Source organism: Georgenia sp. Z1344, assembly GCF_049856295.1.
GTDB lineage: Bacteria > Actinomycetota > Actinomycetes > Actinomycetales > Actinomycetaceae > JB111.
Window position 1 is genome coordinate 259,547 of sequence record NZ_JBNDMZ010000003.1, and the last position, 22,723, is coordinate 282,269.

Sequence of the window (22,723 nt, forward strand, 5' to 3'; positions counted from 1 at the left end):
AGGACTCCTCCCCCATGCGCGCCACCCACGCCCGCCGCGCGGCCGCCGTCGCCGCCGCCGCGCTCGCCGTCCCGTTCCTCGCCGCCTGCGGCTCGACCGTCCAGCAGTTCGAGGCCGGCCAGTGCCTCGACATGTCCGACGCGACCGGCGGCCAGGTCTCCGAGATCCCGGAGGTCGACTGCGAGGACGAGCACACCGGCGAGGTCTACCTCGTCCACACCTTCGACGGCGACGAGTTCCCGGGCCAGACCGAGGTCGGCACCGAGCTCGAGACCGCCTGCGCGGACGCGTTCGAGGGCTACGTCGGGACCGACTACGCCTCGAGCCAGTACATGGTCCAGCTCCTCACGCCCACCCAGGAGACGTGGGACGAGGCGGACGACCGCGACGGCATCTGCATCCTCTCGACCAGCTCGCCGACGACCGGCTCCGCCGAGGGCTCGGCCAGCTGATCCCCGCCGGTCGGCGCGTACCCCCGACCGGCCCCCGCACAGCCGCGAACGGCGCCGCACCCTGCGAGGGTGCGGCGCCGTTCGTCGTCGTGCGTGGTGGTGCGAGGTCAGCCGAAGCGGCCGGAGACGTAGTCCGAGGTCTGCTGGTTGGCCGGGTTCTGGAAGATCGTCTCGGTGACGTCGTACTCGATGAGCCGACCGGGCTTGCCGGTGCCCTGGATGTTGAAGAATCCCGTCTTGTCCGACACGCGCGCCGCCTGCTGCATGTTGTGCGTGACGATGACGATCGTGTAGTTCTCCTTCAGCTCGGCGATGAGGTCCTCGATCGCGAGCGTGGAGATGGGGTCGAGCGCCGAGCAGGGCTCGTCCATGAGGACGACGTCGGGCTTGACGGCGATCGCGCGGGCGATGCACAGGCGCTGCTGCTGACCGCCCGAGAGGGACGAGCCGGGCCGCGCGAGGCGATCCTTGACCTCGTTCCACAGGTTCGCGCCGCGCAGGGAGCGCTCGACGAGCGCCTCGGCGTCGGAGCGGCTGATGCGCCGGTTGTTGAGGCGCACGCCGGCGAGCACGTTCTCCGCGATCGACATCGTGGGGAACGGGTTGGGGCGCTGGAAGACCATGCCGACCATGCCGCGGACGTCCACGGGGTCGACGCCGGGGGCGTAGAGGTTCTGGCCGTCGACGTTCACCTCGCCGTCGACGTACGCGCCGGGGATGACCTCGTGCATGCGGTTGAGCGTGCGGAGGAACGTCGACTTGCCGCAGCCGGACGGGCCGATGAGGGCCGTGACCGAGCGGGGCTCGATGGTGACGGTGACGTCCTCGACCGCCTTGAAGGAGCCGTAGTAGATGTTGAGGTCCTTGACCTCGATGCGCTTGGACACTCGGTCAGATCCTTCCGTTCAGGGCCGGCCGGTGGCCGAGGGGGACGGTGGCGGTGCGGGAGGCCGTACGGGTGGTCGGTGCGTGCGTCATGCCGGCGCTCACCGCTCGCCCTTCGGCGCGAACATCGCCGCCACGAAGCGGGCGATGAGGTTGAAGACGAGGACGATGAAGATGAGGACGAGCGCGCCGCCCCAGGATGCCTCGAAGTTGCCGGTGCGGAACGTGTTGTAGACGTACACCGGCAGCGTCATCATGTAGTTGTCGAACGGGTTGTAGTTGAACACGTCGGTCGACATGGCGGTGATCATCAGCGGGGCCGACTCACCGATGACGCGGGCGACGGCGATGACGACACCCGAGATGATGCCCGCGACCGAGGTGCGCAGGACGACCTTGACGATCGTCAGCCACTTCGGCACGCCGAGCGCGTAGGAGGCCTCGCGCAGCTCGTTGGGCACGAGCCGCAGCATCTCCTCGGTGTTGCGCACGACGATGGGGGTCATGAGGACGATGAGCGCGACCGCACCCATCGCGCCGGAGCGGTAGGCCGGCGCGCTGTCGAACCCGAGCTGGCCCATGACCATCGTCAGCATCGCGACGGCGAACAGACCGGCGACGATCGAGGGGATGCCCGTCATGATGTCGACGAGGAAGGTGACGGCGCGGGCGAAGGGGCCCTTGCCGTACTCGACGAGGTAGATCGCCGTGAAGATGCCGAGCGGGATGGCGACGAGCGCCGTGAGCAGCGTGACGTAGAGCGTGCCGATGATCGCGTGCCCGAGGCCGGTCTCGACGTCCGCGACGGACGCGCCGACGTTGTTGTGCGTGAGGAAGCTCCACGAGATCGCCGCGATGCCCTGCTGGATGGAGGTCCACAGGAGGGAGACGAGCGGGAGGAGCGCGACCAGGAACGCGCCGCCGATGATCGTGGTGGCCACCCGGTCGCCGCCGTAGCGACGTCCCTCGTAGAGGTAGGCCACGAGGATCATGACGACGATGTAGGTGACGACGGCGTAGAGCCCGATGGTCAGGAGCGGCAGCGAGTACTGCGACTCGCGCTCCGGGTCCGACCAGGTCTCGACCGCCGGCCCGAAGGTCTCGGTGCGCATGCCGAAGAAGATGCCGACGGCCAGCGCGAAGGCGATGACGACCCACTGCACCCACCCGGGCAGGCGGCGGCCGTGGCTCGTGATGGACGGCGCCCCGTGGGCGCGCGTCGGCGGGCCGTCGCCGACCCGCTTGCCCAGCGCCGCACCGGCGTTGGTCGTCAGCTGGTCGTTCGCGGCGGTCTCCCGCCCGACGTGGCCGGTGGGGTCGGTGTCGCTCATGCGTTGGCTCCCGAGAACTCGGCGTACCGGGCGACGATGGCCCGGGAGATGTAGTTGACGACGAAGGTGAGGATGAACAGCATCAGGCCGATCGCGATGAGGACGTCCTGGCCGGCGACCGGGTCACCGGTGGCGTGCGCCTCGGGGAACGACAGCGCGATCTGCGAGGCGATCGTCGCGTGCTGCCCCGGGGACATGAGCCAGAAGTTCACCGCGAGGCCGGGCGAGAGGACCATGAGGAGGGCCATCGTCTCGCCGAGGGCGCGCCCGAGGCCGAGCATCGACGCGGACACCATGCCGGAGCGGCCGAAGGGCAGCACCGTCTGCTTGATCATCTCCCAGCGGGTGGCGCCCAGCGCGAGCGAGGCCTCCTCCTGCAGGCGCGGGGTCTGCAGGAAGACCTCGCGGCACAGGGACGTGATGATCGGCAGGATCATGATGGCGAGGATGAGCCCGCCCATGAGGATGTTGCGGGCCGGCGGGGTGAAGTCGAAGAGGAACGGCGAGATCGGCCACCACTCGAAGTTCTCCGCCATGTAGCTGAAGCCCGGCAGGCCGCCGTACCACTGCTCGGGGTCCTGGCCGAGCTCGGAGTCGCCCCAGTTGCCGGCGATCCACTCGAGCACGGGCGTGAAGGTCTCGGAGACCCACGTGAACGCGGGGCGCAGGAGCGGTTCGAGCAGGCGCATGCCCCACAGGCCGAAGACGACCGAGGGGATGGCGGCGAGCAGGTCGATGACGTACCCGAGCGCGGAGGACATGCGGCGCGGCGCGTAGTGCGAGATGAACAGCGAGATCGCGATCGCGAACGGGACGGCGATGATCAGCGCGATGATCGACGCGAGCAGCGTGCCGAAGATCGTGATCCCGGCGTAGGCCCAGAAGCCGTTGCCGCTGGTGAACGGCGCGGCGGCGGCCACGTCCTCCGAGCTGGAGGTCAGCGCGGGGATCGACTGCAGGAGCAGGAACAGCGCGACGGCGCCGAGGACCGCGATGATGACGGCGCCCGCGGCGAACGAGAGTCCGTTGAAGACCCGGTCGCCGGTGCGGACCTTGCCTCCGTCGACCCGCTTGGACGGTGGGCGTTCAGCTGGCGGTGCGGAGGTGGTGACAGCTTCAGACACGGGGTGGCTCCAGTCGCCGTGGCGGTGGGGTGGGCCGGCCGCGCCGGGCCGGGGTGGACCCGACGAGCCCGAGGGGATGTCGGTGAGCGCGTCGACGGTCCGGCCCCGCTCGGGGCCGGACCGTCGACGTGGTCAGGCGTGGGTCAGCCGGCCGAGATCTGCTCGATCACGGTGTTGACCTGGCCACGCAGGTTGTCCGAGATCGGGGCGACACCGAACTCCTCGGCGGCCGACTGGCCCTCCGCGGAGGCGATGTAGGCGAGGAAGCCCTGGACGTTGGCGGCCTCGGCCTCGTCCTCGTACACCGAGCAGGCGGCGTGGTACGAGATGAGGACGATCGGGTACGCGTCGGGGATCGAGCCGTCGCGCTGCAGGTTGATCGTCAGCTGCGTCTCGGTGGCGCCCTCCGCGGGCTCCGAGCCGTCGACGATGGCCGCGGCGGCCTCGGCCGAGTACTCGACGAAGTTGCCGTCGCCGAGGCCGATCGCGGCGGTGCCGAGGTCACCGATCTGCGAGGCGTCGGCGTACGTGACGGCGCCCTCGGTGCCGGTGACGAGCTGGACGACGCCCGAGGTGGCCTGGGCCGACTGCGTGCCGTCGATCGGCCACACGTCGGACGGCTCGTGCTCCCAGCCCGAGCCCGACTCCTGCAGCCACTGCTGGAAGTTCTCCGTGGTACCGGAGTCGTCCGAGCGGTTGACCGGGATGACCGGGAGCGCGGGGAGGTCGGCGTCGGGGTTGTCCGCCGCGATCTCCTCGGCGTCCCAGGAGGTGATGTCGCCGTTGAAGATGCCGGCGACGGTCTCCGGGGTGAGGTTGAGGGTGTCGACGCCCGGGAGGTTGAACGCGACGGCGATCGGCGACACGTAGGTCGGCAGCTCGACGATCGGGTTCCCACCGCAACGCTCCTCGGCGGCGGCGAGCTCGTCGCCCTCGAAGTAGGAGTCGGTGCCGATGAAGGAGACCTGGCCACCGACGAACTGCTCGCGGCCGGTGCCGGAGCCCGTGGCGTTGTAGTTGACGGTGACGTCCGACTCCTGGCCGAACTGGTCACGCCACGCCTGCATGGCGGTCTCCTGCGAGGAGGCGCCCGAGCCGTTGAGCGTGCCGGACAGCGAGGCGTAGTCGATGCCGAGGTCCTGCGGGCCGGACGCACCGGCGTCGCCACCCTCGGACTCGGACTCGGAGGGCGACTCCTCGGACTCGGACTCCGAGGGGGCCTCCTCGGGCTCCGACTCGGTGTCCTCCTCCTCGGAGGACTCCTCCTCGGAGGTCTCCTCCTCCGAGGTCTCCTCCTCGGTCGACTCGGCGTCGTCGCCGCCACAGGCGGCAAGGGTCATGGCGACAGCGCCGACGGCGGCCAGGCCGGCCAGACGGCGGGAACCAGCAAGCTTCACGGTATTTCCATCCTCTACAAGTGGAGTCCGGTTCGGGAAAGCCCGACCACGTGGGGACGTTAGGCACCGCGGGTGTACGGACATCACGTCGTAAGTGAACAATCGGTGAACTCGACCAGTCACCTCAGTCACAGATTGACCACGGGCCACGGCTTGACCAGGATTTTTCGGACGCATGACGGTGGGATCAGACAGTCCCGGTCTACCGGGCCACAGCCGCGCCGACCTGGGCGGACGCCGTTCTGGAGGGGAGCCGGTGGGTGGTGGTTCGTCGTCGTCGGGGGCCGTTCCCGGCCCGGGGACACCCCCGCGCGCACGGGCGATCATCCGGAGGGTGAGTCTGCGCTCATTCGTCCTCGACGGCGCGGACCCGCTCGACGGCGACGACGACGGGGCCGTGCCGCGCCCGGCGCGCGCAGTGCACGACCAGCATCTCGCCGGTCCGCAGGAAGGGGTCCTTGTCCGGGACCGTGCGGCGCAGGGCGTGGGGCGCCCGGTCGAGCAGCGTGGCGACCACCGTGGGCAGCACGGGGCGGTGCGTGCAGATCGCCGTGGGCCGGGTGGGGCGGCTGAGCGCGGCCGCCACGAGGTCGCGGACGGGGCGCTTCCGGCGCTCGTGGGCGGCCTCGGTCAGCTCCTCGTGGAGGTCGACCTCGATGCCGCCGCGCTCCGCGTACGAGGCGAGGGTCGCCCGGCAGCGCTCCCACGGCGAGCTGACGAGCTGCTCGACCCCGTAGGCCGAGAACAGCGACCCCATGCCGACCGCCTGGACCGCGCCGCCCACCGTGAGCGGCCGGGTCGCCTCGGAGCCCTTCCACGACTTCCGCGCCCGCGCGCGGGCGTGCCGCACGAGGAGGACCGTCCAGGTGTCGAGGCGGGAGTCCTTCCACTGGTCGACGAGGCGGCCGAGGACCTCGCGGTCGCGGTCGTGCGCGAGGGCCTTCTCGGCGTCGCGCACGGACATCCACCGCGTCTCGTCGATCTCGTCGGCGGACGCCGCCGACGGGACGCGGCGCACCCGGGACCAGGCGCCGTCGGGCGTCGCCGCGCTGCTCGCCCAGTAGCTGACGTGCTTCCGGCGCCCGTCCCGCAGCCGGTAGCGCACGACCCCGAGGGGCTGGCCGACGACGACGAGCTCGCCGGTCTCCTCTGCCACCTCGCGGACGGCGCACTCCTGGAGGGTCTCGTGCGGGTCGAGGTGGCCCTTGGGGAAGCCCCACTCGTCGTACCGCGGCGAGTGGACGAGGAGGACCTCGAGCCGCCGGCCCTCCTCGCGCCAGACGACCAGGCCGGCGGCCCGGACGTTCCCCCGGCTCACCTCGAGCTCGCGACCCGCCGTCGCGCCTGGCGCATGTGGTGCTGCTGGACGTCGCGCAGGCGGTTGCCGTCGGCGTCGTGCGTGACCCTGGTCCAGCCGTCGGGGCCGAGGCGCCACGAGGACGTCTCGTCCGAGGCGGCGAGGTCGACGAGCTCGACGAGGCGCTCGCGCTGGCCGGGGTCGACGATGCGGATGAGGGCCTCGACGCGGCGGTCGAGGTTGCGGTGCATGAGGTCCGCGGAGCCGATCCACACCTGCGGGTCGCCGTCGTTCGCGAAGGCGAAGATCCGGGAGTGCTCGAGGAAGCGACCGAGGATCGAGCGGACCCGGAGGTTGGCGCCGGTGCCCGGCAGGCCGACCTTGATGGCGCAGATGCCGCGGACCACGACGTCGACCGGGACGCCCGCGCGGCTCGCCCGGTACAGGCCGTCGATGAGGCGCTCGTCGACGATCGAGTTGACCTTGATCTTGATCCACGCGGGGCGGCCCGCCTCGTGGTGGGCGATCTCCTTCTCGATGCCCTCGAGCAGGCCGGGGCGGATGTCGCGCGGGGCCACGAGCAGGCGGTGGTAGCTCGTGCTCGGCGCGTAGCCGGAGAGCTGGTTGAACAGGCGCGTGAGGTCCTGGCCGACGTCGCGGTGGCACGTGAACATCCCGATGTCCTCGTAGCCGCGGGCCGTCTTCGGGTGGTAGTTGCCGGTGCCCACGTGGCAGTAGCGGCGCAGCCCGTCCGCCTCCTGGCGCACGACCATCGACAGCTTGCAGTGCGTCTTGAGGCCGACGATCCCGTAGACGACGTGGACGCCCGACTCCTCGAGCTTGCGCGCCCACTCGATGTTCGCCTGCTCGTCGAACCGGGCCTTGATCTCGACGATCGCGAGGACCTGCTTGCCGGCCTCGGCGGCGGCGATGAGGGCGTCGACGATCGGCGAGTCGCCCGAGGTGCGGTACAGCGTCTGCTTGATGGCGAGGACCTTCGGGTCCTTCGCGGCCTGCTGGAGGAACTGCTGGACCGACGTGGAGAACGAGTCGTAGGGGTGGTGCAGGAGGACGTCGCGCTCGCGGATGGCGGCGAAGATGTCGGTCGGGTTCGCCGACTCGACCTTCGCCAGGCCCGCCGCCGTGACCGGCACGTACTTGGGATACTTGAGGTGCGGGCGGTCGAGGTCGTGGATGACGTTGAGGCCCGTGAGGTCGAGCGGCGCGGGCAGGCGGTAGATCTCCTGCTCGCCGACGCCGAGCTCGCGCGCGAGCAGGTCGAGCACCCGCTCGGAGATGTGCTCCTCGACCTCGAGGCGGACGGCCGGGCCGAAGCGCCGGCGGGAGAGCTCCTTCTCGAGGGCCTGGAGCAGGTTCTCGGCGTCGTCCTCCTCGACCTCGAGGTCCTCGTTGCGGGTGACGCGGAACGTGTGGTGCTCGACGATCTCCATGCCCGGGAACAGGGCGTCGAGGTGCTGCCCGATGATCTCCTCGAGCGGGACGTAGGAGGTGCGGCCGCCCGCGTCCTCCGGCACGTCCTCCGGGCGGTAGGGGCGGCCCTCGGCGTCGACGGCGATGAACCGCGGCAGCAGCGCCGGCACCTTGACGCGGGCGAAGTGCTCCATCCCCGTCTCGGGGTTGCGCACGAGGACCGCGAGGTTGAGCGAGAGGCCCGAGATGTAGGGGAAGGGGTGCGCCGGGTCGACCGCGAGCGGCGTGAGCACCGGGAAGATCTGGGTGCGGAAGAACTTGTGCAGGCGCTCCTTCTCGCTGTCCGCGAGCTCGCCCCAGTGGAGGATGTCGATGCCCTCCTCGGCGAGCTTGGGCTGCACGTCGTCGAGGAAGACCTTCGCGTGGCGGGACATCAGCTCCTGCGCGCCGGCCCCGATGCGCTCGAGAACCTGCCGCGGGCTCAGGCCGGATGCGCCCGGCACCGCGAGGCCCGTGCTGATCCGGCGCTTGAGGCCGGCGACGCGGACCATGAAGTACTCGTCGAGGTTGGAGGCGAAGATGCCGAGGAACCACGCGCGCTCGAGGATCGGGAGGCTCTGGTCCTCCGCCTGCTCGAGCACCCGCTGGTTGAAGGCGAGCCAGCTGATCTCGCGGTCGGCGAAGCGGTCGTCCGGCAGGTCGCCGTCCGCCGTCGCGGGCTCCTCGTCCTCGGGGTCCGCGGGGCTGCCCTGGATGACGAAGGTCGGCGGACCGTCGGTGGCGGAGTCGCCCGGGCCGCCCTGGGCGCCCTCGCCGGTCAGCTGCCGCGCGACCCGCGCCTCGACGTCCTCGCGGTCCTCGTGCAGGTCGGGGGTGTGCTCGTCGGTGCCGTGCGGCGCGGAGGAGGAGCTCATGGCGCCATCCAACCACCTCGCGGTCAGGTGGCGCTGCGGAGGGTCAGGCGTACTGGCTGTGCCGCTCGACGACCGCGAAGCCCTGCCGCTCGTAGGTCGCGAGCGCCGGCGCGTTGTCCCCCTCGACGTAGAGGTCGACCGAGCTCCGCCCGCGCGCGGCCACCTCCGCCAGGCCGCGGGCCGTGAGGTCGCGGCCGAGTCCGCGGCCCTGCGCCGACGGGTCGACGCCGAGGACGTACAGCTCCGCCTCGCCCGGATCGCCCGGCTTCATCCAGATGAAACCGAGCGGATCGGGGGCGCGGGGTCCGTCGTCGTCGGCCGCCTCGTCGTACGCGAGGAGGAGCAGCTCGGGGTCGAACCACGGCTGCGCGAGACGCTCGTCGAGGTCGGCGCGCGTCATCCGCCCCTGCTCGGGGTGGGTCGCGAACGCCCGCGCGTTGACCCGCAGCCAGGGCTCGGCGTGCGCATCGACGTCGAAGGTCTCGATCCGGGTCCCGGCCGGCGGCTGTGGCGCGTCGTCGGTGCGGACCTGGGCCCCCATCCGCAGGAGCTCGCGCACGCGCGTGAGGCCGAGCGAGCCCGCGAGCGCCTGGGCGCCGGGGAGGTCGCCGTGCGCCCAGACGGCGAGGCCCGCGTCGGTACCGGACGTCCCCTCCACCGAGACGTCGCCGCCGATCTCACGCGCCGCGACCAGCAGCTGCCGGCCGAGTCCGCGCCGCCGGGCGGCGGGGGCCACGACCAGCTCGCCCGAGCCGTCGGCGACCTGGGCGTAGCCGAGCAGCGCGCCGTCCTCGTCCTCGAGCAGCAGGTGCGTGGCCGCGCGGGCGGAGTCGGGGGCGAGCCGGAGGAGGGTCTGCTCGTCGAGGGGGCCCACCCCGTCGGCGGCCTTGGCCTCGGCGGCGAGTGCTCGGACGGCGTCGGCCTCGTCGGCGCTCAGGCGGTCGGCGGTGCGCATGGGTGGATCTCCCGTTCGGTCGGGCACGTGCTGGTGGGCGGGGCTCAGTCGAGCTGGCCGCTGCCGTGCAGGGTGGCGGCGGCCTCGAGGTCCTCCGCAGTGCCGAGCAGCCCGCCGGCGCGGCGGGTGATCTCGAACGCGAGGTCGGCGCCGTCGCCCTCGGACTCCTCGTGGTCCGCGTGCAGCGCGGACCCGGTCGCGAGCACGCGGAGGAACGCGGCCGCGCGGTCGAGCGCGACGGCGAGGTCACCGGCGTAGACGCCGGAGAGGACCTGGTCGACCACGCCGACGACCTCGTCGGGACCGTTGGGCGCAGCCACGCCGGCGACGGCGCCGGCCACCTCGGCGCGGGTGAGCCCCTCGCGGTAGCGGGCGGCCACGGTGGCCGGGTCGCGGCGCACCCACTCGCGCAGCAGGTAGAGCCGCCACAGCGCGCCGGGCAGCGTGGCGGCGGGGCTGCGCGACCAGAGCTCGGCGATCGTGTCGAGGCCCTCGGAGTCGACGAGGGTGACGAGCCGGTCGAGCAGGTCGGGGTCGGTCCCGGAGTCGCGGCGGCCGCCGTCGACGATGAGGCGCGCGGTCGTGTGCGCGAGCTCGGACCGGGTGGCCGGGTCCTCGTCGCCCTCGATGCCCTCCGCCACGGCGGGGTCGAGCATCGCGGGCCGGCGGGGTCGTCGTGGTTCGTTCATGTCGACCTCCTTCGGCGTGCCCGGCGGACGGCCGGGCGGCGTCCGCCATTGTCGCGCATCTCGTCGCCGGAGGCCTCCGGGTCGAGCGCTCGTGCGGTGGCACCTACGCTGGCGAGCGTGCAGCGTTCCGTCACCGCCAGCCTCCAGATGACCACCCGCCGCGGCGCGACCCGCCTCGCCTTCCTCGTCTCGGTGGCCCGCCAGCCGGGCCTGACGATCGACGAGCGGCTCGTCTGCCGGCTCGGGGAGAGCGAGGTCGACCTCGTCGAGTTCGTCGGCCGGCACGGCACCGTCACCCACGTCCTCGACCTGCCGGACGACACCGAGCTCGGCACGCCGCTCACGCTCGACTACGAGGCGCAGGTCGGCGGGGACGGGGACCTCGGCGACATGGACGAGCCGGCCGAGCTGCTCGAGTTCCTGCGCCCCTCGAGGTACGCCGAGTCCGACCGCCTCTTCCGGTTCGCGCGCTCGCAGTTCGCCGGGCTGACGGGCCTCGAGCTCGTCCGTGCCGTCGAGTCGTGGGTGAACACGTCGCTCGCCTACGTCCGGGACTCCTCTCGGCCGACCGACGGCGCGGTCGAGACGATGCTCGCCCGCCAGGGGGTGTGCCGGGACTACGCGCACCTCGTCGTCGCCCTCCTGCGCGCGATGGACGTGCCCGCCCGCGTGACCTCGGTGTACGCGCCCGGGCTCTCCCCGATGGACTTCCACGCCGTGGCCGAGGCGTGGCACGAGAACCGCTGGCACGCGATCGACGCGACGCGTCTCGCGCCCCGCCGGCCCCTCCTGCGCATCTCGACCGGCCGCGACGCCGCCGACAACGCCTTCCTCTCCTCCTACGGCGGCGGGATCAACTTCCGGACGTTGCAGGTCACGGCCACGATCGACGGCGACCTGCCCGCCGACGACCACGCCGACCCCGTCCAGATCGCCTGACACCGTGCCGACCCCCGACTTCATCCTCGAGCTCCGCGAGCACGTGGGGCACGCCCTGCTGTGGATGACGGGCGCCTCCGCGGTGGTCGTCCGGGAGGACCCCACCTCCCCCGCGCAGCACCAGGTCCTGCTCGTGCGGCGCGCGGACAACGGCAGGTGGACTCCGGTGTCCGGGATCGTCGACCCGGGCGAGCAGGTGGCGGACACGGCCGTGCGCGAGGTGCTCGAGGAGACCGGCGTGCGGGCGCGGGCGGACCGGCTCGTGCACGTGAGCACCTCGGGGCCGATGACGTACCCGAACGGCGACGTCGCGCAGTACGTCACCCTCGCCTTCCGCTGCTCGTGGGTCTCCGGCGAGCCCTACCCCGCCGACGAGGAGAACACCGAGGCCCGGTGGTTCGACCTGACGGACCTGCCGGAGATGACGGACGACATGCGCGAGCGCATCGACGCCGCGCTCGACCCCGACGCCCCCGCGCGGTTCACGGGCGGACAGCCGCCGGCCGAAGAGCCGCCGGCCGGCTGAGTCGGTCGACGTCAGTGCCGGCCGGCCCAGTGCGGGCTGTGCATGAGGCCGAGCATGTTGCCGAACGGGTCGATCACCGACGCGGTGACGAATCCTTCCCCGCGCTCGGTCAACGACTCGGCGGGGGTGGCGCCGCGCGCGAGGAGGTCGGCGAGCGTGGTCGCGACGTCGTCGACGTGCCAGTACGTGGTCGACGTCCCCGGGCCCGCCGCGCCCGGCAGGTAGCTGCGGTCCATGAGGCCGAGCTCGTCCTCGTCCGGTCCGACCCGGAACTCGACGTAGGCCGCGGGGCCGGTCTCCGGGCGCCGGAAGTAGGGCTCGGCGCCCAGGACGTCGGCGTACCAGCGCGCGGCGGCGTCGACGTCGTCGGCGGTGAGGACCATCGTGGTCAGTCCGTGCAGCGTGCTCATCAGGGTGCCCTCTCGGTGGGTGGGTGGTCGGTGGTTCGTCGTCGTCGGGATTCACGCGTCGCTCCGATCCCGACGTAACCTGTGCGCTCGCGGGCCTCTAGCTCAATCGGTAGAGCAACGGACTTTTAATCCGTGGGTTGTGGGTTCGAGCCCCACGGGGCCTACTCGGCCTGCGGGTCAGTCGAGGCAGAACTCGTTGCCCTCCGGGTCGGCCATGACGATGAAGCCGATGCTCAGGGGCGGCTCGGGCTCGTGCCGACGCAGCCGCGACGCCCCGAGCCCGACCAGGCGGTCGCACTCGGCCTCGAGCGCGGCCATCCGCGGCTCGCCGCTGAGGTCGGAGGCCGTGCGGACGTCGAGGTGGACGCGGTTCTTCGCCACCTTGTCCTCGGGGACCTGCTGGAAGAAGATCCGCGGGCCCACGCCGTCCGGGTCCTCGAGAGCGGACGAGGAGTTCCGCAGCTCCTCGGGCACCTCGGCGGCCTCGAGGAACTCGTCCCAGGCGGCGAGCGGGTCGGCGCCGTCGGGCAGGTCGACGCCGGGCGGCGCCGGGTGGACGTAGCCGAGGACCTCGCGCCAGAAGATCGACAGGGCGCGCGGGTCGTGGGCGTCGAACGTGATCTGGACCGTCGCACTCATGACTGCACCGCCCCTCCGGAGCTCTCGCCCGTCGTGTGCAGGTAGAGGTCGCGCAGGAGGGCGACCTCGGCGAGGTGGTGGACGAGCTCGCGGTTGATGTGCAGGACGAGCCGCGCCATCGGGTCCTCGGCGAACGGGCCCTCCGCCTCGCCGCAGGGACGGGCGAGGCCCTCCTCCCCCAGGCTCGCGACCCCCTCGGTCCACCGCGCGTACTCCTCGTCGAGCTGGGCGAGGGCTGCGTCCGCCGTCGGCGCGTAGTCGAAGGACTGGTAGTCGGTGGCCGCGCGGCCGAAGTGGGCCGCGTTGCGCACCGCCAGCACGCCGACGATGACGTGGCCGAGGCGCCAGGCGATCGTCGTCATCGGGGCGGGCTCGGGCGGCGGGAAGGCGAAGTCGATCGTCATCTCGCCGGAGCCCGCCTGGACGGGGGCAGTCCCGGTCCCGCGCGGGCGGACGTTCCAGGCACCGGGGGCGGGCTCCCAGAGGTACTCGTCGTCGGTCAGCCCGGTGAGGCGCTCGCGGACCTGGTTGGTCAGGTGCCAGTCGGTCTGGTCCCGGAGCAGCGCGTTCCAGGACGTGTCGGTCAGGGTCGCTGTCGGTTCGCTCATGACCACACCGTGACGGAGAACAAGGACAGATTCGGTCCGCGTTCGGTGGAAGAGTGTCCGCATGCGCACCGAGGGGACGACCGAACGGGTGCTGCGGCTGCTCGGGCTGCTGCAGCACCGCTCACAGTGGACGGCCACCGAGCTCGCCGACGAGCTCGACGTCACGCCGCGCTCGGTGCGGCGCGACGTCGAGCGGCTGCGCCGGCTCGGCTACCCCGTGGAGGCGGCGCCCGGGATCGGCGGCGGGTACCGGCTCGGCGCCGGGACGCGCCTCCCTCCCCTCCTGCTCGACGCCGACGAGGCCGCCGCCACCGCCCTGTCCCTGCGCCTGGCCGCCGGTGGCACGGTGGCCGGCGTGGGCGAGGCTGCGCTGCGCGCGCTCACCAAGCTCGACCAGGTGCTGCCGCCGCGCCTGCGCGCCGAGGTGCGGGCGCTCTACGACGCGACGGGAGCCGTCGTCGGCCCCCACTCGACGATCGACGCCGACCTGCTCGTCCGCCTCGCGCGCGCCTGCCGCGACTCGGTCCGGGTGCGCTTCCGGTACACGGCGCGCAGCGGCGATGAGCGCGAGCGGACGGCCGAGCCCGTGCGCATGGTGTCCGTGGGGATGCACTGGTACCTCATGGCCTTCGACGTCGGCCGGGACGGCTGGCGCACGTTCCGGCTCGACAGGATGAGCGAGGTCGAGGCCTCCACCTGGCGTTTCACCCCGCGCGACCATCCCGACCCGGTCGAGTACGTCCAGCAGTCGGTGACGACGTCGCCCTACGCGTTCGTCGCCCGGGTCCGCCTGCGGGCGGCCGCGGAGGACGTGCGGGCGCTCGTCCCGGCGACCGCCGGGCGCGTCGAGGAGGAGGCCGACGGGTGGTGCGTGCTCATCTCCGGCGGCACGGAGCTCGACTGGATCGCCATGCACGTGGCCTCCCTCGGCTACGACGCCGAGATCCTCGAGCCGCCCGAGCTGCGCGAGGCGGCGGCCCGGCTGGCGCAGCGGCTGTCGCGGATGGCCGGTACAGGCGACTGACAGACTCCGCCCATGCGCCGGCGCACCTCGATCGCCCTCCTGGCAGTCGGCCACGCGTGCGTCGACGTCTACCAGGGGGCGGTCGCCGCGCTCGTCCCCTTCTTCGTCGCCGAGCGGGACTACACGTACGCGGCGGCGTCGGCGATCGTCCTCGCCGCCTCGCTCGTCTCCTCGATCGTCCAGCCGCTCTTCGGCGCGCTGACGGACCGGTGGTCGATGCCGTGGCTCGTCCCGGTGAGCACGGTCCTCGGCGGGCTCGGCGTGGCCCTGGGCGGCGTGAGCGAGAACTACGTCCTCACCCTGATCTTCATCGGGGTCTCGGGCATCGGCGTCGCGGCGTACCACCCGGAGGGGGCCCGGCTCGCGCGCACGGCGAGCGCCGGCAGCCACACGGCGATGGCCTGGTTCTCCACCGGCGGCAATGTCGGGTTCGCCCTCGCGCCGGTCGTCGTCGGGCTGAGCGTGGGGATCGGCGGCCTCGCACTCACGCCCGCGCTCGTGCTCCCGGCGCTCGTCGGTGCGGTCCTCACGCTGCCCGTCGTCCGCGTCCTCACCCGGCAGGTCGCGACCTCCCGCACGACGGCGACACCCGTCCGCCCCGACGACTGGTCCTCGTTCGGCCGCCTCAGCCTCGCAGTGGCCACCCGCTCGATCGCGTTCGTCGGGCTCGGCGCGTTCGTCTCGCTGTAGGCGGCCGAGCGCGTGGACGGGGGCGAGAGCGCCGGCCTCGTCGCGCTGTTCGTCCTCTATCTCGGGGGCATCGTCGGCTCGATGCTCGGCGGCGCCCTCGCCCAGCGGTTCGGCCGGGTCCGGGTCTCGCGGTGGGCGTACGTCGTCAGCACGGTCGCGGTGGCCGGGGTCGTGTGGGTTCCCGGCTACTCGATCTACGCGTTCCTCGCGCTCGCGTCGATCGGCATGTACACGCCCTTCTCGCTCCAGATCACGCTCGGCCAGGACTACCTGCCCAGCCGGGTGGGGACGGCGAGCGGGGTGACCCTGGGCCTCGCGGTGAGCGTCGGCGGCCTGGCGAGCCCGGGGATCGGCGCCCTGGCCGACCGCACGTCGCTGCAGGTGGCGCTCGCCCCGCTCGTCCTCATGCCCGCGATCAGCTGGCTGATGTTCGCCACGCTGCGGGAGCCGGGTGGGCGAGGCGAGGCCGACGGACAGGGCACGTGAGGCAAGCCGGGCAAGCGGCGCTAGCCAGGTCGACGGGGCGAGCCAGGTGAACGTGACGAGCCAGATGAACGCGACCGGCCGGGGCCGTCGGACGGCTGAGCGACCGAACCGCTGTGGGCGTCCCTTCCGTCAGCGCCGGGCGTCGGCTCTCGCCGCGTGCAGAGCGCGCACCCGCTCGGCGAGCTCCGGGTCCGGCCCGTCGACGACCGCGCCGGGTACGACCGCCTGGATCGGCAGGCTCGCGAGCGGTCCGGACGGGAGCCCGAGCTCGCGCGACCACTGCGTCAGCTGCTCGGTCGACGACGCGTAGACGATCCGCCCCAGCCCCGCCCAGCCGTGGGCGGCCGCACACATCGCGCAGTGCTCGCCCGAGGTGTAGACGACGCACCGCGCCGCGACGCCGGGCTCGAGGTGCTCCGCAGCCCAAAGGGCGATGACGAGCTCGGGGTGCCGCGTACGGTCCCCGCCGGAGACGTGGTTGTGGTCCTCGAGAAGGACGTGGCCGTCGGGCGCGACGAGAACGGATCCGAACGGCTCGTCACCGGACTCGAGCGCCGCCTCGGCCAGCTCGACGGCGCGGACGAGGAAGGCGCGGTCGGTGTCGGTGATCATGCCGCCATCCTGCCCGTCGACGGTCGGTGGGTGTCAGCCGCGTCGGCCGGCCCCGGCCGCCTGCGCATCGGCCCACAGGTCGGCGACGATCCGCGCGGCCGGGCCGCTCGGCGCGTCCTGCCACCGCTGCCCCGCCCACAGCGGGATGAACCGGGTGTCGCCCGCCGCACCGCCGTCCTGCCGGATCGGCCAGGTCACGTGGTTGAGCGCGGGGTAGGCCGCGGGCGCCACGGCGTCGAACCGCCGGACGAGGTCGTTGACGAGCGAGCGCGCGGGGCGGCCGGTGAACGCGCGGGTGACGGCGGTCGCGGTGAGAGCGGGGTCGCGCAGCGCGGCGCGGTGGCCGGGAGAGGTGCCGGCCTCGTCGGAGTCGAGCAGCGCGGTGCCGACCTGGACGGCATCCGCGACCTCGAGCGCCCGCGCCACCTCCTCCCCCGTCGTCAGCCCGCCGGCCGCGACCACGGGCACGTCCACCGCCGCGCGCACGGAGCGCAGCAGCTCGCCCAGCGGGGCGTCGTCCGGGGTGTCGACGACGGCGAACGTCGACCGGTGCCCGCCCGCCTCTGGCCCCTGCGCCACGACCGCGTCCACGCCGGCGGCCGCCGCGGCCTCGGCGTCCCGGGCGTGCGCGACGGTGACCCACACGGCGGTGCCGACGTCGTGGAACCGGGTGATCGTCTCCCCGCTCGGGAGGCCGAACGTGAAGGACACGAGCGGCACCGGGTCCGCGAGCAGGGCCTCGACCTTGGCGTCGAACCCGGAGTCGTCCTGGCGCGGCGTACCGAGCTCGTCGATGCCGAGCTCGACGGCCAGGGGCGCGAGGGCGTCGCGGTAGGCGAGGGCGGCGTCGAGGTCCGCGGCCTCGGGGTCGGGGACGAAGAGATTGACGCCGAACCGGGTGGCGCCGAGCTCGCGCGCTCGGCGGACCTGCTCGAGCAGCGCGTCGACCCCGCCGTAGCCGGACGCGAGGAATCCGGTCCCGCCGGCCTGCTCGGCGGCGGCGACGAGCTCGGGCGTCGACGGCCCTCCGGCCATCGGGGCAGCGATGAGCGGAACGGTCAGGTCAGCGGGGGTGAGCACGGCCTCGAGCCTAGTGACCGGCCGGCGCTCATGGCCCGGGAGGCGGCGGGAGCTCGACGACTCGTGCGCCCGGTCCCACCCGGTCGAGCTCGTCCGCGACCGCTTCCGCGAGCGCCGCGAACGCGGGGTGGACCGGGTGGCGCCGGTCCGCGTCGGGCGGGGGCGCGGTCGTCCGCACGAGCGTGACGTCGTTGCGCTCCCCGCAGCGACGGCACACGGTCTCCCACCCGTCCTCGTCCGCGGCCACCGGGCCGACCGCGACGAGCCTCGCCCCCTCGACGTCGCCCTCGGCGAGCGAGCGGACGGCGACGGCGCCCGCGTGCGAGTCGAGCCGGGCCACGGCCGCGCGCACGGAGGTCAGCCAGCCCAGGTCCACGGACAACAGGTGCGGGCGGGCGCCGCGATCGGCGAGCGCGTCGGCGATCACGAGCTCCGCGCGCCCCCCGTCGCCCAGCACAGCCACGGTCGTGTCACGCATGCGTCGATCGTCCTCCTTGTTCCTGCGGCCCGCACGTCGGCGCCCGCCCGGCGGTCCCTGGCAGGCCGCGTCCCCCGCGCCACCCGTCTCCGTCGGCCGGGCCCGAGACCGGTGCGGCCGCCCGAGGAGTCGGTAGACTGGTGCCTCGGTGACGGTCGGCCGCTCGCGCCGGACCGCGCCCACCCGGGGGTACGCACGCCGCCCGGACGACGGAGGTGTGGTGGCGGACGAGGACTTCTTCTCCCGGATGGCGCTCGACCTGCAGGCCGGGTCCGGTGCCGGGAGTCGCACGACGATCGAGCGGATCGCGGACTACGCCCGCTCCGCGGTCACGTGCGACGACGCCGGCATCATGCGTACCCACGCCCGTGACCGGCTCGAGACCGCCGCCGCCACGTCGAGGGCGGTCGCCGAGGCCCACCACCTGCAGCTGCACCTCGACGAGGGGCCGTGCCTCGACGCGCTGACCGCGGCCGAGGGCGGCGAGTACGTCTCCGGGGACGTCGGGGCGGACGCGCGCTATCCGGCCTGGGGCCCGGCCGTCGCCGCCCTCGGGTTCCGCAGCGTGCTCAGCGTGCCCCTGCGCACGCAGGAGCGCCGGTACGGGTCGCTCAACCTCTACTCGGCCCGGCGGGACGCCTTCGACGAGGAGGACGTCGCGGTCACCCACATCTTCTCCCGGCACGCCTCGGTCGCGATCGCGTCGGCGCACGAGCACGAGGGGCTGAAGGTCGCCGTCGACTCGCGCAAGCTCGTCGGTCAGGCCCAGGGGATCCTCATGGAGCGGTTCGACCTCGAGGCCGACCAGGCGTTCGCCTTCCTCCGGCGGCACTCCCAGGACCACAACATCAAGCTCCGCGAGGTCGCCGAGTGGGTGGTCGAGCACCGTCGTTCCCACCGCACCCCCCCGTCCGACGCCGGACGCGAGCACCAGCCCGCCGGCAACGGGACCGTGTCCTCCGACACCGAATCGGGCTGAGCGCTCACTCACCGGGCGCCGCGACCTTCCGCTCCTGCCCGTCCTTCTGGCGCGCCGTGGCGAAGGCGTGGCCGGTGACCCGGTCGTGCAGCCGGCCGATGACCTCGGCCTGCTGACGGGCGTCGTCGGCGAGCTGGTCGAACACCGCTCGGGGCAGCCCGAGCTCGTCGGCGAGGCGCGCGAGCACCTCCCAGACGCCCAGCTTGCCGATGACGGCACTGCGCAGGAGCTCGGTCTCGAGCACCGGTGTCATGGGCGAGTCCACCAGCCGTCCGTTGAGCTTGAGCCTGCCGATCCGCTCGGCCGCCCACGCCGCCACCTGGCGGTGCGCGCGTGGCCGCAGGTCGAGCGTCTCGACGAGGTCACGGAGGAAGAGCCGCTCGGACTCGATCTGCTCCGCCAGGTCCGCCAGCTCGGGGCCGAGCTCCGTGCGGCCGTGGGCGTCGGCCATGCGTCGCGCGCGTGCGCTGCCCCCCGTCGCCCCCGTGAGGTGGTCGGAGAGGTAGAGGCCGAGCAGGTGCCGGTCGAGCGTCGCGGGAACCCGGTGAGCGGCGGGCGTCCCGCCGGACTCCTGGGCGCGGAACCGCAGCGCGCCGCCGGCCGGGGTGGCGTCGGTCGGCCACGCCTCGGCCGGCCGCATCGGAGTGCTCGGCATCCCGGTCCCGTCGGCGATCCCCGTCAGGAGCGCGCGCAGCGCGCTGCCGGCGTCGTGCCGGGGGTGCCAGCCGAGCTCCGTGCGGGCGCGCGTCGCATCCATCACCGGGACGGCCATGCCCATGTCGAGCCATCCGGCGTCGGCGGCGACCGCGCGTGCCTCCCACGCGAGCGAGACGGCCGGCCGCAGCAGCCGCGGCGGGACGCGGACGAGCCGGCCGTGGTCGAGGACGTCCGCCAGGTCCTGCGCGGTGAGCACGGGGTCGGCGGCGATGTTGAAGGGTCCCGCCGCCCGCTCGAGGACGACCCGCAGGTAGGCGTCGGCGAGATCGTCGGCATGGACGACCTGCAGGCGCAGACCCGTCGGCACGGGCATCACGGGCAGCCGCCCGGGCCGCAGCAACCCGGCGGGGACGAGCGGACCGAGGAAGTACCGCCGGATCTCCGCGGCCGGTTCGCTCCCGAAGACGAGCGCCGGGCGCAGGCGTGCGACCCGCAGGTCGGGGTGCTGCTCCTCGTAGTGGTCGAGGACCCGCTCCTGGGCGGCCTTGTCCACCGAGTAGTGGGACGTGGGGATCCCCTCGGTGGGCCAGGACTCGTCGCGGGGCGTGTCGTCGTCGACCGGTGAGTAGGCACCCACCGAGGAGGCGACGACCAGGTGCGGGACCCCCGCCCGTGCCGCCGCCTCGGCGACCCGCGCCGTCCCGGTGACGTTGGCTCGCCGCAGGAGGTCGCGCTGCCGGTTCGGCTGGATGAGCCAGGCCAGGTGCACGACGGCGTCCGCGCCGCGGATCGCCGTGGCGATCTCGTCGATCAGCCGGTCCTCGTGCTCCCGGGTGCGCGCCGGCAGCGCGAGGTCGATGCGGTGCCACGTGGCGGACGCGTACGGCTCTGCGTCGGGCTCGGGCAACCGCCGGGCGATGGCGACGATCTCGTCGACCTCCGCGGATCCGGCCAGTGCGCGCAGCACCGCGGTGCCGGCGTTGCCGGAGGCTCCGACGACGGCGACCCTCACGGTCCGTCCTCCGGCTCGCCCTCGGCCTGGGAGGGATGTCCGCCGGGCGGTTCGGGGTGGTCCTCGGAGTGGGCGTCCGACGGGTCCTCCCCCTCCGCCTGCGACGGCCGGCCGGTGGGGCGGTCGCCCGGCTCCTCCCGCTGCGCGGGGTCGCCGGCGAGCGCCTCCCCGGTTCCGGTGAGCTCCTCGGTCGTGGGGTCGTCCCTACGGTCGGGCATGGCTGGTCTCCTTCTCCTGTGCGTGCCCGACGCCGACCCTCGGCGTCAGGGTGAGTCGCACCCTGCCCGGTGCGAGGGTGCGCGGGAGCGGCGCGTCGGCGGACAGGTCGGCCGGGTCCGCCAGGCCGACGTCGTACCGGCGCACGAGCGCGGCGAGCACCTCGCTCGTCACGTCGAGCACGAGCGTTCTCCCCGGGCACCGGGCGGGTCCGGCGCTGAACGGCACGAGTCCCCGGTCCGCCTCGGCGCGTCCGTCGGTCCACGCCTCGGGCGTGAACCGGTCGGCCCAGCCGCGGCGGCGCGGGTCCCGGTGGAAGAACGTCGACACGACGACGAACCCCGTCCCGGTGGCGGCCTCGCGGTCCCGCCACGTGGTCGGGGTCGTGGAGTCGCGCAGGATCGCGAGCGTGGTCGGCCACAGCCTGAGCGACTCGAGCACGGTGGACCGCGCGGCCGGCCGCAGTCCCCGGTGGTCGGCCGGGTCCTCCGCCCGCACGCGCTCCTGGGCCTCGGGGTGGATCGCCAGCAGCGCGAGTGCCCGATGGATCGCGATGGCGGCGGCGTCGAAGGCGAACAGCCAGTGCGGGAGCTGGCCGGTGCTCGCGGTGCCCCGCGCGGCCGGTGCGGCGGCGACGAGGCCGGCGAGGCTGTTCGGGTCGGCCGTGAGCACGTACCCGCGCAGCGAGGCGGCGAGCTCGCGCATCCTCGCCGTGCTCCGCGGCACGAGGCAGGCCCAGTTCGCCCGGGCCCGCAGCTGGTCGAGGACCGTGGTCACGCGGGTGTCGTCCCGCGCCAGGTCCCCGAGCGTCACGCGGCGGGCGACGCGACCGAACGAGGCGCGCAGCCGATCCCACGTGAGGTCCGGCCCGGTGAGCGCGCCCATCTCCTCGTCGGCCGCACGGACGCACGTCTCGTGCAGGCGGTGCAGGTCCGCCCCGTGGTCGAGGACGGCCTCGTTGAACGGCCGGCGGAGTCGGCGCCGTGCGGCGTCGGAGACGAGCAGGCCCGCCGGCTGGAAGTGGCTCAGGGAGGCCACCTTCTCCCGGTTGGCCGGGGTGAACGTGTCGACGTCACCAAGCAGTCGCTCGACGTCACCGACGTCGAGCGGGAGCGCGATCTCTCGCAGCGGCAGGCGCAGCCGGACGGGTCCGGGCCCGTACCGCTCGCGGAGCGCGGCGAGGACGTCGGCGGCGCGGCGGTCGGCGTCGAGCCGGTCGACGAGGGCGGTCGCGCGCGGCCGGCGCACGATGATGCCGCGGACGAGCAGCGGCAGCAGGACGCCCGTGACGGCGCGTGCGGTGTCCCGGCGGCCGAGCGTGACGAGCCCGGTCACGGTCCGATCATCCCGCCGGTGACGCCCAGCGGCGTCGACCGCCCGAGCTCGGGCAGCTCCTCGGTCGGCTGACCGTCCGAGGGCTGCAGCGGCGTGCAGATCGGACCGGGCGCGACGGCGTTGACCCGGATGCCCCGCGGGGCGAGCTGCTGCGCGAGGTTCGTGCTGAAGCTGTTGATCGCGGCCTTCGTCGCCGCGTGGTCGAGCAGCACGGGCGGGGGCTGGTGGGCGACGATCGACGTGGTGCTGCGGACGTCGTCGGACATCGCGTGCTCCCGTTCGTCGTCGGAGGATCGGTGCGGGGTGGGCATGCCCCTGACGTACCCGCGGGGACGTCCGGCAAACCGAGGGCCTCCGTTTGACACACGTCACGGACTCGGCAAGATTGGAGACCTGGTGATGCAGCCGCCAGGACGCGCACGTTCTGCTCGGGGGACCTCCGTGAACGTACGACCGACAGCTGACCACCGTGGGAGCCGGCGCTCCCGCACCCACCGATCCGGGCGACGCAGCACCGCACGCCGACGCGGCGGCGAATCTCGCGGCCAGGAACCGTC

24 protein-coding genes, 1 tRNA gene and 1 pseudogene are annotated in these 22,723 nt (G+C 73.5%); 8 read left to right on the forward strand and 18 right to left on the reverse strand.

Features of this window, described 5'->3' with window-relative positions; genetic code table 11:
• Positions 1-14: 14 nt before the first annotated feature.
• Positions 15-452: a septum formation family protein gene (locus tag ACPYO6_RS04690; protein ID WP_425713731.1), complete on the forward strand. Its 438-nt coding sequence runs from the start codon at positions 15-17 to the stop codon at positions 450-452.
• Between the two features lie 107 nt (positions 453-559).
• Here ACPYO6_RS04690 and pstB read toward each other — a convergent pair whose 3' ends face one another.
• From pstB to ACPYO6_RS04730, 8 genes are all read right to left on the reverse strand, one after another.
• Positions 560-1,339 (reverse strand): phosphate ABC transporter ATP-binding protein PstB, encoded by a 780-nt coding sequence (pstB, locus tag ACPYO6_RS04695; protein WP_425713732.1) that lies wholly within the window; start codon positions 1,337-1,339, stop codon positions 560-562.
• A gap of 99 nt (positions 1,340-1,438) precedes the next feature.
• Positions 1,439-2,668 (reverse strand): phosphate ABC transporter permease PstA, encoded by a 1,230-nt coding sequence (gene pstA / locus ACPYO6_RS04700; protein WP_425713733.1) that lies wholly within the window; start codon positions 2,666-2,668, stop codon positions 1,439-1,441.
• Entirely contained in the window at positions 2,665-3,792 is a 1,128-nt protein-coding gene (locus ACPYO6_RS04705; RefSeq protein WP_425713734.1) for a PstC family ABC transporter permease, read from the reverse strand. The genes pstA and ACPYO6_RS04705 overlap by 4 nt, the downstream gene beginning before the upstream one ends.
• Before the next feature lie 143 nt (positions 3,793-3,935).
• Positions 3,936-5,189: a phosphate ABC transporter substrate-binding protein PstS gene (pstS, locus tag ACPYO6_RS04710; protein ID WP_425713735.1), complete on the reverse strand. Its 1,254-nt coding sequence runs from the start codon at positions 5,187-5,189 to the stop codon at positions 3,936-3,938.
• Between the two features lie 346 nt (positions 5,190-5,535).
• Positions 5,536-6,507, reverse strand: a complete 972-nt coding sequence (locus ACPYO6_RS04715; RefSeq protein WP_425713736.1) for an NUDIX hydrolase — start codon at positions 6,505-6,507, stop codon at positions 5,536-5,538.
• Positions 6,504-8,831, reverse strand: coding sequence for an RNA degradosome polyphosphate kinase (locus ACPYO6_RS04720; protein ID WP_425713737.1), 2,328 nt, complete (start codon positions 8,829-8,831; stop codon positions 6,504-6,506). Before ACPYO6_RS04720 ends, ACPYO6_RS04715 begins: the two co-directional genes overlap by 4 nt.
• A 43-nt stretch (positions 8,832-8,874) precedes the next feature.
• The gene (gene mshD / locus ACPYO6_RS04725) at positions 8,875-9,786 is read right to left on the reverse strand and encodes a mycothiol synthase (RefSeq protein WP_425713738.1); all 912 of its coding nucleotides are present in this window, start codon (positions 9,784-9,786) and stop codon (positions 8,875-8,877) included.
• 44 nt (positions 9,787-9,830) lie between these two features.
• Positions 9,831-10,475, reverse strand: coding sequence for a hypothetical protein (locus tag ACPYO6_RS04730; RefSeq protein WP_425713739.1), 645 nt, complete (start codon positions 10,473-10,475; stop codon positions 9,831-9,833).
• A gap of 117 nt (positions 10,476-10,592) precedes the next feature.
• On the opposite strand from ACPYO6_RS04730, the gene ACPYO6_RS04735 reads away from it, so the two are divergent.
• Positions 10,593-11,414 carry a transglutaminase-like domain-containing protein gene (locus ACPYO6_RS04735; RefSeq protein ID WP_425713740.1) on the forward strand — a complete coding sequence of 274 codons (822 nt, stop codon included), beginning with the start codon at positions 10,593-10,595 and terminating at the stop codon, positions 11,412-11,414.
• Positions 11,415-11,418: 4 nt separating this feature from the next.
• A complete protein-coding gene (locus tag ACPYO6_RS04740; protein ID WP_425713741.1) occupies positions 11,419-11,940 on the forward strand; it encodes an NUDIX hydrolase in 522 nt (173 codons plus the stop codon).
• A gap of 11 nt (positions 11,941-11,951) precedes the next feature.
• Here ACPYO6_RS04740 and ACPYO6_RS04745 read toward each other — a convergent pair whose 3' ends face one another.
• A complete protein-coding gene (locus ACPYO6_RS04745) occupies positions 11,952-12,350 on the reverse strand; it encodes a VOC family protein (RefSeq protein ID WP_425713742.1) in 399 nt (132 codons plus the stop codon).
• Positions 12,351-12,441: 91 nt separating this feature from the next.
• Here ACPYO6_RS04745 and ACPYO6_RS04750 point away from each other — a divergent pair.
• Positions 12,442-12,514: transfer RNA gene (locus ACPYO6_RS04750), tRNA-Lys, on the forward strand.
• A 13-nt stretch (positions 12,515-12,527) separates the two neighbouring features.
• On the opposite strand, the gene ACPYO6_RS04755 is transcribed toward ACPYO6_RS04750, so the two are convergent.
• Together ACPYO6_RS04755 and ACPYO6_RS04760 are read right to left on the reverse strand one after the other, a co-directional pair.
• Positions 12,528-12,989, reverse strand: coding sequence for a VOC family protein (locus ACPYO6_RS04755; protein WP_425713743.1), 462 nt, complete (start codon positions 12,987-12,989; stop codon positions 12,528-12,530).
• Entirely contained in the window at positions 12,986-13,597 is a 612-nt protein-coding gene (locus ACPYO6_RS04760; protein ID WP_425713744.1) for a DinB family protein, read from the reverse strand. The genes ACPYO6_RS04755 and ACPYO6_RS04760 overlap by 4 nt, the downstream gene beginning before the upstream one ends.
• 61 nt (positions 13,598-13,658) lie before the next feature.
• On the opposite strand from ACPYO6_RS04760, the gene ACPYO6_RS04765 reads away from it, so the two are divergent.
• From ACPYO6_RS04765 to ACPYO6_RS04775, 3 genes are read left to right on the forward strand one after another with little or no spacing between them, the layout of a single operon-like run.
• Positions 13,659-14,621, forward strand: a complete 963-nt coding sequence (locus tag ACPYO6_RS04765) for a helix-turn-helix transcriptional regulator (RefSeq protein ID WP_425713745.1) — start codon at positions 13,659-13,661, stop codon at positions 14,619-14,621.
• Between the two features lie 12 nt (positions 14,622-14,633).
• Positions 14,634-15,311 (forward strand): MFS transporter, encoded by a 678-nt coding sequence (locus ACPYO6_RS04770; protein ID WP_425713746.1) that lies wholly within the window; start codon positions 14,634-14,636, stop codon positions 15,309-15,311.
• Between the two features lie 12 nt (positions 15,312-15,323).
• On the forward strand, positions 15,324-15,797 hold the full coding sequence (locus ACPYO6_RS04775; RefSeq protein WP_425713747.1) for a hypothetical protein: 474 nt from the start codon (positions 15,324-15,326) through the stop codon (positions 15,795-15,797).
• 129 nt (positions 15,798-15,926) lie between these two features.
• On the opposite strand, the gene ACPYO6_RS04780 is transcribed toward ACPYO6_RS04775, so the two are convergent.
• The 3 genes from ACPYO6_RS04780 to ACPYO6_RS04790 are packed head-to-tail and all read right to left on the reverse strand — an operon-like array spanning position 15,927 to position 17,967.
• Complete coding sequence (locus ACPYO6_RS04780; protein ID WP_425713748.1) at positions 15,927-16,409, reverse strand: nucleoside deaminase; 483 nt, start codon at positions 16,407-16,409, stop codon at positions 15,927-15,929.
• A gap of 33 nt (positions 16,410-16,442) precedes the next feature.
• The gene (locus ACPYO6_RS04785; protein ID WP_425713749.1) at positions 16,443-17,489 is read right to left on the reverse strand and encodes a nitronate monooxygenase; all 1,047 of its coding nucleotides are present in this window, start codon (positions 17,487-17,489) and stop codon (positions 16,443-16,445) included.
• 28 nt (positions 17,490-17,517) lie between these two features.
• Entirely contained in the window at positions 17,518-17,967 is a 450-nt protein-coding gene (locus ACPYO6_RS04790) for a hypothetical protein (protein ID WP_425713750.1), read from the reverse strand.
• 220 nt (positions 17,968-18,187) lie between these two features.
• On the opposite strand from ACPYO6_RS04790, the gene ACPYO6_RS04795 reads away from it, so the two are divergent.
• Positions 18,188-18,946: an ANTAR domain-containing protein gene (locus tag ACPYO6_RS04795; RefSeq protein WP_425713751.1), complete on the forward strand. Its 759-nt coding sequence runs from the start codon at positions 18,188-18,190 to the stop codon at positions 18,944-18,946.
• A 4-nt stretch (positions 18,947-18,950) separates the two neighbouring features.
• Here the strand turns inward: ACPYO6_RS04795 and ACPYO6_RS04800 are convergent, their stop codons facing one another.
• From ACPYO6_RS04800 to ACPYO6_RS04815, 4 genes and pseudogenes are all read right to left on the reverse strand, one after another.
• Positions 18,951-20,615, reverse strand: coding sequence for an NAD-dependent epimerase/dehydratase family protein (locus ACPYO6_RS04800; protein ID WP_425713752.1), 1,665 nt, complete (start codon positions 20,613-20,615; stop codon positions 18,951-18,953).
• A complete protein-coding gene (locus ACPYO6_RS04805; protein WP_425713753.1) occupies positions 20,612-20,833 on the reverse strand; it encodes a hypothetical protein in 222 nt (73 codons plus the stop codon). Before ACPYO6_RS04805 ends, ACPYO6_RS04800 begins: the two co-directional genes overlap by 4 nt.
• Positions 20,820-22,166 carry a cytochrome P450 gene (locus ACPYO6_RS04810; protein ID WP_425713754.1) on the reverse strand — a complete coding sequence of 449 codons (1,347 nt, stop codon included), beginning with the start codon at positions 22,164-22,166 and terminating at the stop codon, positions 20,820-20,822. Before ACPYO6_RS04810 ends, ACPYO6_RS04805 begins: the two co-directional genes overlap by 14 nt.
• Positions 22,167-22,180: 14 nt before the next feature.
• A pseudogene (locus tag ACPYO6_RS04815) lies at positions 22,181-22,414 on the reverse strand (SDR family oxidoreductase); the annotation flags it as partial.
• Between the last annotated feature and the right edge of the window lie 309 nt (positions 22,415-22,723).